This window comes from Candidatus Zixiibacteriota bacterium (assembly GCA_019038695.1).
Taxonomy (GTDB): domain Bacteria; phylum Zixibacteria; class MSB-5A5; order GN15; family FEB-12; genus B120-G9.
Genome location: JAHOYZ010000049.1, coordinates 24389 through 34684, shown reverse-complemented (window position 1 = coordinate 34684; position 10296 = coordinate 24389). Strand labels below are relative to the sequence as shown.

Below are 10296 nucleotides of genomic sequence, written 5' to 3'. Positions count from 1 at the left end.
CATTACAACCGGGGTCCGCTTTCAAGACCTTTATTTATACCGCATGTATAGACATTGGCTTCCGTACTACGGAAATCATCGATGATCTCCCCATTGTCCTGAATATTCCCGGAGCCAAACAATGGCGACCTCACAATTTTGATAGCAAGTTTATGGGACCGATCACGCTTCGTGACGGTATCCGTATGTCGAGAAACCTGATTGCAGTACGGCTGTTACTTAAGATCAATCCCGAGCAGGCTATTTTCTATGCTCGTCGCATGGGCATTACGACGCCCCTTGAGCCAAACCCTTCACTCGCGCTTGGTACCGGGGAAGTACGGATGGTCGAACTGGTATCAGCTTTCTCTACTTTCCCCAATCAGGGCATCCATATTCCCTACCGTATGATCCACAAAATCGTCGACCGTTACGGCCGCTTGGTGGAAGATAACAGCTCCATCGAAAAGGAAGAGGTCCTTTCGGCGCAAACAGCCTACATTATGGTTAGCCTGATGCAGTCGGTGGTCAAACATGGTACTGGTCGTCGCTCGCAGTGGATGGGTTTCACTCGTCCGGCGGGAGGCAAGACCGGAACCTCGAACAATTTCTGCGATAACTGGTTTGTGGGATATTCACCACAGATTACAGCTGGTGTCTGGGTTGGGTTCGACACAAAAATCTCGCTCGGTAAGAACCAGGATGGTGCCAAGAACGGTGTGCCTGTCTGGACTGAGTTTATGATCGCCGCCCATGATTCGCTGCCGGTTCTGGATTTTGAAGAACCGGAAGGGATTGTTCATCTTGATGTTTGCCTTGAGTCGGGCGAGATTGCTACTGATCGATGTGTTGATGTTCGCAATGAAGTATTCGTTGATGGGAATGCTCCGACGGCGACATGCCACACTCATCCCTCAGCAGGATTGTACATCTCCACCGACCGTCAGGACAACATCTCCCCCTCCGATACTTCTGAAGACCGGACGCATTTTTAAGGTGTAAAATTCCCCCTTGCGTCCTTTAGAACCTTGCATTACATTCACCAAGCTCTTCGGAGCCGCTACCATGTGCCGGAGTGGTGAAACTGGTAGACGCAGGGGACTCAAAATCCCCCGATGGCAACATCGTGCCGGTTCAAGTCCGGCCTCCGGCACCAACTTCGTTGGCTTTTTTGCACGCCAGAATATACCCCGTATGTTTCAAATCAACCTTAATGATTATATGTCCTAATTGTTCGCTTCCGAAGAATCCCCCATTTGCCGCAACGAGAGTTCCTCTTGACAATCGTCCCTATATGATGTATCCTGTAACATTGGTGTTTATATGATGTGATGATTGGACCATTTCCCCTGTAATAATTTGGTTCATAGTTAAAGGATTTCTTCTCAGGTACTTCAATAGAACCTTTGCTAAGGAAACAAACTTTTAGGTTGAGTTCTCTTAAGCATGGGAGGTTTTATGTATCGTACAGTGGTAGCCGTTTTTGTAGTCTTCTTTGTCCTCTTGACCTCCGTACAACTTTTTGCCGAACAAGAGATCACTCCTTGCGATGAAATCATCTACTCTACCGTAGATCAAGTGATGGTTCTCCCCAGTTCCGGATCACCGGGAGATACGATCTGGGTTCCGGTCCACATGAGGACAGATTCTACGGTCCTGGGATTTGCACTGATTATCAACTATGACCATCTACTACTGACACCGATTGAGAGCTCACCCGGATATGTTCTTGCTGAACAAGTTGGACGATTTGCCGGAACAGACGAATTCCTGGCCATAATGTCACCAAATCCGCTCGATTCTGGAGCAGTTTCATGTACGTTTATACCTCCTCTGTTTAGCACACAATCGATGGAGCCTGGCGACGACGTGATTTTCAAATTGGCTTTCGAAGTCAGTCCAAACCTGCCGGTGGGCGATAGCACTCAATTCAACTTTCAGGTCACAGACCACTCCTTTGGTTGTCGGATCAGTGAGCTTGCGCTCCAGTGGGGTGACCCGAGTAACGTAGTCCTATCGTGGCCTACAACAACACCAGGCTGGGTAATTGCCGACTCTTCAGATTCAAGCATCACGTCTATTCTCGATTTTCGTGCCTTTCCACGTTCTATCGTTGAAGGTGGCACAACTGATCTGAGTTTCATAGTAGTGAATTCTGACAGCATAACCATCAGCCACGACCTGGGAACCTTTTTAACGCAGCAGGCCATAATCCAGATCATGCCGAACGTGACTACTACTTATGAGTTGACGGCCTTCGGTTCGGAAGGAATAGCTACTAAGGCAACGACTGTGAATGTTACTTTGCCAGGCGAGAATCAATACCCGATGTTACACGATCAAGCCAACATCGTAAGTCCTGAGGGACTCAATATCGAGTTCACTATCACTTGCTATGATCCAGATGGTGACATCCCCTCTTTGTCGGTGGCCCCGCTTCCCTCAGGAGCAACCCTCACTGATTCGGGATATGGCACTGCTCTTTTCTCATGGATACCTTCTCACGAGGATATCGGCTCACATCCGCTCATGATGTATGCTACAGATGCCTTGTCGACTGAGATGGTTGACTCGCTGGGAATGAAGATCACGGTTGTTGATGTGAATTACCCACCACAGGGGGGTTTTGACAGTTCACCGGTGCTGAATGTCCCGGAAAATGATACGATTCAATTCCTGATTCATGCCTGGGATCCTGATTCGACCATTCCATCAATAGAAGGACAACTCTTTAATCGAGATACTCTGGCTCCGAACATGACCGTTGTGGACTCCGGCAATGGTATGGCAGTGTTTACGTTTGTGCCTGATTATTATCAGGGGAACTCCAACCCCAGTCACTATTATGTTACCTTTACGATTCGCGACAGTGAAGATCCCTTGTTGGCATCAACGACTGGCAGTAAACATATCAGCGTAATCAATCATAACAGCGGTTTGGAAGTCCCCATTCTGGAGTTATCCACGGGACCAGGACCATACTTGGTCGAACAAGGCCATCCGCTGACGTTCGATATTATTGCCTCAACATCAATTGGCGATCTGCCGGTTGTCAGTAGCGATAGTCTTCCTCGAAATGCCAGTCTTGTTCTTTCCCCAGCCGCTTCTGATCAGGAAATCATGGAATTTGCGTTCTACCCCGACTTTGATCAAATGGGTGACTATCCGGTCACGTTCTACGCCGACAATAACGGCCTTGTAGATTCTCTAGAGGTACTGATTTCAGTCGTTGAGGGTAACCGACCACCATGGATATATGTTCCCTCCAACCAGCCTGACAGTGTCGTGGAGGATTCTTCTCTTAAGATGCTCGTGTACGCCGACGATCCCGATTCAATAAAACCGGTTTTATCCGCTTATCTCGATGGGGCTGACAGCCTCGGTCAGAACATGTCATTCGTGGACTCCGGCAATGGTACCGGCGTACTCACATTCTCCCCTAATCGCATCCAGGGTTCTTTCCCTGTACCGACTTTCTATTATGTTCGTTTCACGGCCACCGATGCAGCCCGTCCGGATGTCTCAGTAATCAGTCCTACTGTGACGCTTCGCGTCCACGAGTCTGGATTACCGTGTTGCATCTCTTTGGCGGGAGACATCGACTACAATGGCAACGGCCTCGCCGGGCCAGATATTCGCGATCTTACCTTGCTGGTGAAGTACTTGTTTGGATCGGGACTAACTGCCATCCCCTGCCAACTCGAAGCCGACTGCAATGGCGACGAGAAGATTGATCTTCAGGACCTCACTCGACTTGTGAACTACCTGTTTGAACATGGGCCGCCACTCTCAGTCTGCCCATAGTTTGACCGGATTGTCAATTCTGTCGGTTCAGAGTTCAGAGGCGGTTTCGACCGCCAAACTCTGTCAGGAGTCTGGAAATATTACGGAAAATCGGGCATTGTGACTGGAACGTTTTTAACAGTCAGAAAAGGCCACCGACATTATTTGTAATAAGGGACGAAGCCGGTAGTTTTTCAGATACGAGAAAGATGATCCTGTTGAAGCAGCACGTTGGTGGGAATACTGCCCCTTATGGCTGGCAGCTTAATAGTTGCCGGCCTTTTCTTGTCATGTAAGATGCTCTGATTCTTGAGGACCGACAGAGCGCGTACGATCCCCAATCCTAAGCCATCCACCTTGCCTTGAAAGTAATCCATTAACAAAGGTACATATGAAGCAGAGAAGCTGATCCACGCCATCAGTGTGAGATCGATATCTGATTCTATGCTAACCACTCACCCGTGCAAGCCAGCCATTGATAATGGTGCCGGAGGATTGAGCAAAACCGACAGAGCGAGTATGCTCTCGAATCTTAAACAAATTACTCAACCGTGCAAGAAAACCAACGATGTTGGTGCCGGAGGCCGGACTTGAACCGGCACGGTCCTTGCGAACCAAGGGATTTTAAGTCCCTGATGTCTACCAATTCCATCACTCCGGCAGCATTGTAGGATAACGAGTTACAGAGTTTCATGCAAGGATGAAAAGTGACCTTGGGACCATATTGGGACCTTTTCATTCCTTATCAATCAACGAGTTACGTATTTCAGTCAAAGACCCCTGGGACTATAGTCCCGCGTATCCATTCCTCCTTACAAGTTGGTGCTTGCGGCAGCAGTGTGAGATCGTGCCAGACAGAATCTTGGTAAGCCGCTCGATTCACTTTGGAGGGCCTCTGTGCTCAAAGGTGTTGGGAGTTTCTCAATAATTGATAATAGAACTTCACTGTCTGTTCGTAGTTTTTGACGGAGATCCGTTCATTTGTTCCATGAATTCTTTTCAGGTCGTCTGGTTTCAATCGATTGAAGAGAAATCTATATACGTTATCTGAAATTCCTGTAAAATGACGTGAATCTGTTGCACCAACAAGCACATACGGCGCAACTAACAGTTTCTCATCGGAAACCTGTAGTATTGACTTTCTAATAACATCATAACTCTTGGAACTAGTACTGGCCATTGGTGAAGGGTCTGTTGACATAAGAGGATTCAGTACTTCAACCTCAACTTGAGAATCCGAAATAGTCTCTTCAACATACTTGAGCACACTTGGAATTGTTTCCCCTGGCATGATGCGGAAATTCACTACCGCTGTGGCTTTAACCGGTAAGACATTCTCTTTCTCACCTCCGCTGATCATCGTCGCGGCTGTAGTTGTTCTAATTGAAGCGTTCCCCGAACGCGATTCTTCAAGCTGTGACTGTACCAAAGGGCGAAACAGCCACAGATTTGAAAGAATCATTCTATTGAAGAAAGGCATCTCAGGCGCAATAGCGGCGAACAATTGTTCTGCGTATTCCATATTGGCAGGAAAAAGATTATCTTCGAGTCTAGTTATTGCCTTGCACAAAATGCCTACGGCAGTATTCTTACCGGGCATTGATGAATGCCCTCCCTCAGCTTCCACTGAGAGCTTCAGACTGACTATACCTTTTTCTGCAATACCTATCAGGGCTACAGGGTCAGCTACATCGGTTATGATTCCCTCAGAGATAAGTCCACCCTCATCCAAAACGTACTCAAAATGTATATTTCTGGAATGGAGGTATTCCGCTATTTCTTTTGCCCCATAAATTCCACCACTCTCTTCATCATGTCCAAAAACAAGCATGATCGTGCGTTTTGGCTGAAAACCTTCTTTCAAAAGAGCCTCTACAGCTTCCAGAATGCCGAGTAATCCTGATTTCATATCCAGAGTGCCTCTTCCCCAGATATAGCCGTCAATTATAATGCCACTGAAAGGAGGTTGAATCCAATTCTCTTCTGTACCTGGCGATACAGGAACCACATCCTGATGAGCCAGCAACAGAATCGGATTGAGTGTGCTATCTCTGCCCTGCCAAGTAAGAAGAAGGCTTAGCTCTCCAAATACCTCTTTTCTTAGAGTGGCGAATACTGTAGGGAAAGTCGTCTCCAAATAGGCCTGCAAAGATATAAACTCGTCACGATCGATTCTCCCCGGATCCTGAAAAGTCACGGTTTGATATTGAACTGCTTGAGATAGATGCTGTGCGCATTGTGTAAAATCGGCGTTAATTGAGACTGATGTTACTTCGGTTGGAGCTTCAAATGACGAAAAAGTCCTTATGCATAGAACGCTTATAAGTATTACAACGGCAAATCCAACTCCAATAAGAAATCTCTTCATTCCATCCTCCAAACCACAAACATAATGTCATTCACACGATAAAGTGTGATGCTCCGGTGCCTTTGGTCAGGGCAACGAATGACAGTGTCTGATCATCATGTGATTCATCTGCGTCATCGGTAGTGTTCCTCATTCGGATGATTGCTTCACGTCAGAAGATAAGAAGAAGTACTATGCGCTGCAACTTAAACTGGGGCTTGCTCGACAGTAGCTAAATCATGACCGAGAAGATATCGCCTTGTTAGGTTTTCTAACGGAGATTATTGACAAACAAAGGCCGTTAGCTGCCTAAATCCTTGGGACCAATTTGGGACCTTTTTCTGTCCAAACTGGTCCAAATCAATCCAAAGTAATACTATAAGAATCTATGCTTAAGCCTTTGCCCTATTTTGTAATGTGTTGATTGTCAATCGCTTGCGGAATCGTCCGGGTCAGTTTTTAAGTCCCTGGTGTCTACCAATTCCACCACTCCGGCATGGGTTACAGGGTAACGAGTTAAGCTGCGGCGCGCAACATCAATCTCGGACCTTGTGACCATTTTGTGACCTTTTCATTCCTTATCCATCAACGAGTTGCGTATTCCCGCCTGGAACTTTTTGTACCTATTCCCTTATGTCCTGACGTGCGACAGAACTGGACCAAGGGTGCTATTGTATTGCCCGTGTAGTGTTCCCATTTAATCAATTCACATTCAGAGACAACGCATAGAAAGATCCAGCACCGTCTCACGAAAAATAAAAGATGAAACCTATTGTCTTATGGCATACATTGTCCTGAGAAGGACTTTCAAGAATTAACCCGATGTTTCATAATGCAATTTTTGTAGAACAACCGAAACTATTTGTTAAAGTACATGTAGTGTATTTAATTGGAAAAGTATTTCATATTTTACAATCACAAAGGTAAAGAATGATTAAAGTTGAAAATCTAAGAAAATCATTTGTCGATATTGCGGCTGTTGATGAAATATCATTCTCAATTGAAGTCGGCGAAGTCTTTGGCCTGTTAGGTCCCAACGGGGCCGGTAAAACGACGACGATCAACATGATTGTCGGAGTTTTGAAGCCCGATTCCGGAACCGTCAATATTAACGGCGAAACCGATCCTACCAAGGCTGATATCCGCCTGCAAATCGGGAATTCGCCTCAGGCAATTGCCTTATACGAGGAACTCACCGCTCAGGAGAATCTGGAATTTTTAGGAAGATTGTATCGATTATCAGGGAAAAAGCTTAAAAAACGAGTTGAATGGGCACTTGAATTCGCCGGTTTGACCAAACGGCGTAAAAGCAAAGTCGCTACCTTCTCGGGCGGAATGAAAAGACGGTTGAATATGGCCGGAGCTCTGGTTCACGATCCCCCCGTTTTACTCTTTGATGAGCCGACCGTCGGCGTTGATCCACAATCACGTAATATGATTTTTAATAGTATTGAGGGGCTCAAAAAGCAAGGTCGGACTATTGTTTATACCACTCATTACATGGAAGAAGCTCAGCGATTATGCGATCGGGTTGCGATACTTGATTACGGTAAAATACTGGCCTTAGGAGATGTTGACGATTTGATCGCTCAATATGGCGGTAAGGCGATAATCGAAGCTGAAGTTGAAAACAATGCTGATATTCCAAACGATTTCTCAGGTACATTTGATGGCAATCGGTTGAAGATTGAAACTTCCGACCCGATGAAGGACCTGGCGCGGTTGGGACAAGCAGGACTGAATTTCAAACATTTACGCGTTGATCGGCCTAATCTTGAAAAAGTATTCTTGAACCTTACAGGAAGGAGCCTGAGAGACTGATGGGGATTTTATTTACACTTGCAGTCAAAGATCTCCGGGTTCTTTTCCGTGAGAAAACTTCGATATTTTGGGTTCTAGGTTTTCCTCTGATGATTGCTCTGTTTTTTGGGACTATTTTTTCTGGAGGTGGTGGAGAAGTCAGCGGGATGAAAATCGCCGTCATTGACGAAGACCAAAGTGATTATTCCAAAGATTACATAGAAGAAATCAGCGGTCTCTCGGCTTTGCGGGTCAGCCAGATGAGCCGTGACAGCGCCGAAGCCAAAGTCCGGCAGGGAAAACTCTCAGCAGTAGTGACATTCAAAAAAGGTTTCGGCGAATCACTGGGGATGTTCTCCGATGACCCGCTCATGGAAATCGGTATCGACCCCGCCCGCAAAATGACGGCGGGATATCTTCAAGGGCTTCTTATCCGCTCGCATTTTAAGCTTCTCCATAAACGCTATATGAATTTAGAAACCTGGCGCGGTGATCTCGACAGCCTTACCGCTGGGATAGAATTCTGGGATGTTAACGAAAAAACCAGAAGCTCCGCTCAAAAAGTCGTTAGTTCTCTCAAAGATTTCACTTACCTCATCGAAGGGGACTCCTCAAGTGAGTCTGATTCAGCCGACACTATCAAAAGTGACGAGCAATTTAATCTGTTCCCAATGAAAATGACCTCAATAACCAACGATGATATTGGCCCGCGCTCGTCATTTGAGATAACCTTTCCTTCATCGCTTTTGTGGGCTTTGATAGGCATATCGGCCGCTTTCGCCGTATCGATTGTCAAAGAACGAACAGCCGGAACATTTTTACGTCTGCGCATCGCTCCGATTTCACGGGCACAGATCTTGGCAGGTAAAGGACTCGCTGCATTATTGGCCTGTATTTCGGCCTGTATCATTCTTTTTGGGATTGGGTATGTGTTTTTTAGCGTCCGGGTAAACGATCCGGTTATACTTGCGATAGGCATCATTTCGACAGCGTTCTGTTTTGTTGGTTTATCGATGCTGATAAGTGTTTTGGGCAAAACCGAAGAATCGGTCGGCGGAGCGGCATGGGGTATCTTGATGGTTGCGGCCATGACCGGCGGCGGCATGATTCCGGTCATGTTTATGCCTTCATGGTTGTTGACGGTCAGCCATGCCAGCCCTGTCAAATGGGGCATTCTGGCTATTGAAGGCGGCGTCTGGCGCAATTTTTCATATACCGAGATGATGTTACCGGTAGGCGTTCTTATCGGTATCGGCGTCGTGTCGTTTATTGTTGGAACAACGATTCTGTCTAAACGCGACGCGTGATAGGACCGCCATTACTGGTTATATTAGCAAAATTGATACTAGAGTGTGCTCACGAATGTGAAGTACTCAGACACAAAGTGAGTCCGAGTTGCGTTAACAGCTACTGCAATACTTCATGGGTACCGATCTGCCTTGGGACCAATTTGTGACCACTCTCTGTCCAAACTCGTCTAAATCAACCTGAGACCACTCGGGACAAATCCATTTATCCCCAGTTTAGGTTTTCCTAATGTATGGAGCGAGGGGCAACCCGTGAGTCTTATTCATGTAGGGCCACGTCTCCCGGTCAGCTATCGCTTCTTTTCTCAAGTTTCACTTCAATACGTAGCAGAGCATCTCTGATTTCCGACAGCAAAGAACTCGCATCAATCGGTTCCTGACTCACTGCCGGAGTATCCGAATGGGATGAAGTCTCTGAAATAGCATCGCGCTGATTCAAGACGGCTTCCCGAAACGCTTTCGCATCTATAATACCCGTCAGTGAAACCAGAGCACCCTGGGCCGACTGACCTGCTGTCTCGACAGTAAGTTTGTGCAGGTCAAGGTGACGCATAATTGGGCCCTGGACCATTCCCATGTCCGTAATTTTTTCGAGCGGGATGGTTTTCTCAACCCGGACGAAAATCCCTTTACTGACCTTGAGCGCCTTATCGGTCAGCACACAGCTCATCCTGTCCAGGTAACGTTTAGTGAACACCTTGCCAATTGGAAACCAGAGAAGCAGCAAAGGTATACCAACAATAGTTACGGCAAGAATCAGAGCCCCGGATAATAACCAATAGGTACATACCTTTTCGTTGAACGCCGCTTTTCTTATGTACTTATCTTCATTCATATTCCGTTGCCTTTCTCAGCTAGCGCCGTAATGTGCTGCGGCACAGCCGTCAGTTTCGTACCTCTTTAGATAATTCGTACAAGTGACATTGAAAGCTAAGACAGAGTTTGTTTGATAGCAATGGTTCTTTTGAAGGCAGTCTCAGCAGACCATTCCACCACTCCGGCAATTGGTGATACGTCAAAAAGTTACATTATTAAGGTCCACCAAGTCACAATGGACTTTTTGTCCCTCGGATCCCTACC

At 46.6% G+C, this 10296-nt stretch carries 6 protein-coding genes and 2 tRNA genes; 5 read left to right on the top strand and 3 right to left on the bottom strand.

Annotation, left to right across the window (positions count from 1 at the left end):
* The 3 genes from KOO62_12835 to KOO62_12825 all read left to right on the top strand — a co-directional run.
* Positions 1–974 (top strand): hypothetical protein (locus tag KOO62_12835; GenBank protein MBU8934866.1); only part of this gene is annotated, 974 nt, incomplete at its 5' end.
* Between the two features lie 74 nt (positions 975–1048).
* A tRNA-Leu gene (locus tag KOO62_12830) sits at positions 1049–1135 on the top strand.
* Positions 1136–1437: 302 nt separating this feature from the next.
* The gene (locus KOO62_12825) at positions 1438–3783 is read left to right on the top strand and encodes a hypothetical protein (protein MBU8934865.1); all 2346 of its coding nucleotides are present in this window, start codon (positions 1438–1440) and stop codon (positions 3781–3783) included.
* Positions 3784–4334: 551 nt separating this feature from the next.
* On the opposite strand, the gene KOO62_12820 is transcribed toward KOO62_12825, so the two are convergent.
* Both KOO62_12820 and KOO62_12815 read right to left on the bottom strand, forming a co-directional pair.
* Positions 4335–4423, bottom strand: a tRNA-Leu gene (locus tag KOO62_12820).
* Between the two features lie 240 nt (positions 4424–4663).
* Positions 4664–6130: a M20 family peptidase gene (locus KOO62_12815; GenBank protein MBU8934864.1), complete on the bottom strand. Its 1467-nt coding sequence runs from the start codon at positions 6128–6130 to the stop codon at positions 4664–4666.
* Between the two features lie 909 nt (positions 6131–7039).
* On the opposite strand from KOO62_12815, the gene KOO62_12810 reads away from it, so the two are divergent.
* On the top strand, positions 7040–7930 hold the full coding sequence (locus KOO62_12810) for an ABC transporter ATP-binding protein (protein ID MBU8934863.1): 891 nt from the start codon (positions 7040–7042) through the stop codon (positions 7928–7930).
* Positions 7930–9216 carry an ABC transporter permease gene (locus tag KOO62_12805; protein MBU8934862.1) on the top strand — a complete coding sequence of 429 codons (1287 nt, stop codon included), beginning with the start codon at positions 7930–7932 and terminating at the stop codon, positions 9214–9216. Before KOO62_12810 ends, KOO62_12805 begins: the two co-directional genes overlap by 1 nt.
* A gap of 286 nt (positions 9217–9502) precedes the next feature.
* Here the strand turns inward: KOO62_12805 and KOO62_12800 are convergent, their stop codons facing one another.
* Entirely contained in the window at positions 9503–10051 is a 549-nt protein-coding gene (locus tag KOO62_12800) for a PH domain-containing protein (protein MBU8934861.1), read from the bottom strand.
* Positions 10052–10296: the final 245 nt, after the last annotated feature.

Coding starts and splice junctions, on each gene's coding strand:
- KOO62_12810 (MBU8934863.1), top strand. CDS start 7,040: ATGATTAAAGTTGAAAATCTAAGAAAATCATTTGTCGATATTGCGGCT.
- KOO62_12805 (MBU8934862.1), top strand. CDS start 7,930: ATGGGGATTTTATTTACACTTGCAGTCAAAGATCTCCGGGTTCTTTTC.
- KOO62_12800 (MBU8934861.1), bottom strand. CDS start 10,051: ATGAATGAAGATAAGTACATAAGAAAAGCGGCGTTCAACGAAAAGGTA.
- KOO62_12815 (MBU8934864.1), bottom strand. CDS start 6,130: ATGAAGAGATTTCTTATTGGAGTTGGATTTGCCGTTGTAATACTTATA.
- KOO62_12825 (MBU8934865.1), top strand. CDS start 1,438: ATGTATCGTACAGTGGTAGCCGTTTTTGTAGTCTTCTTTGTCCTCTTG.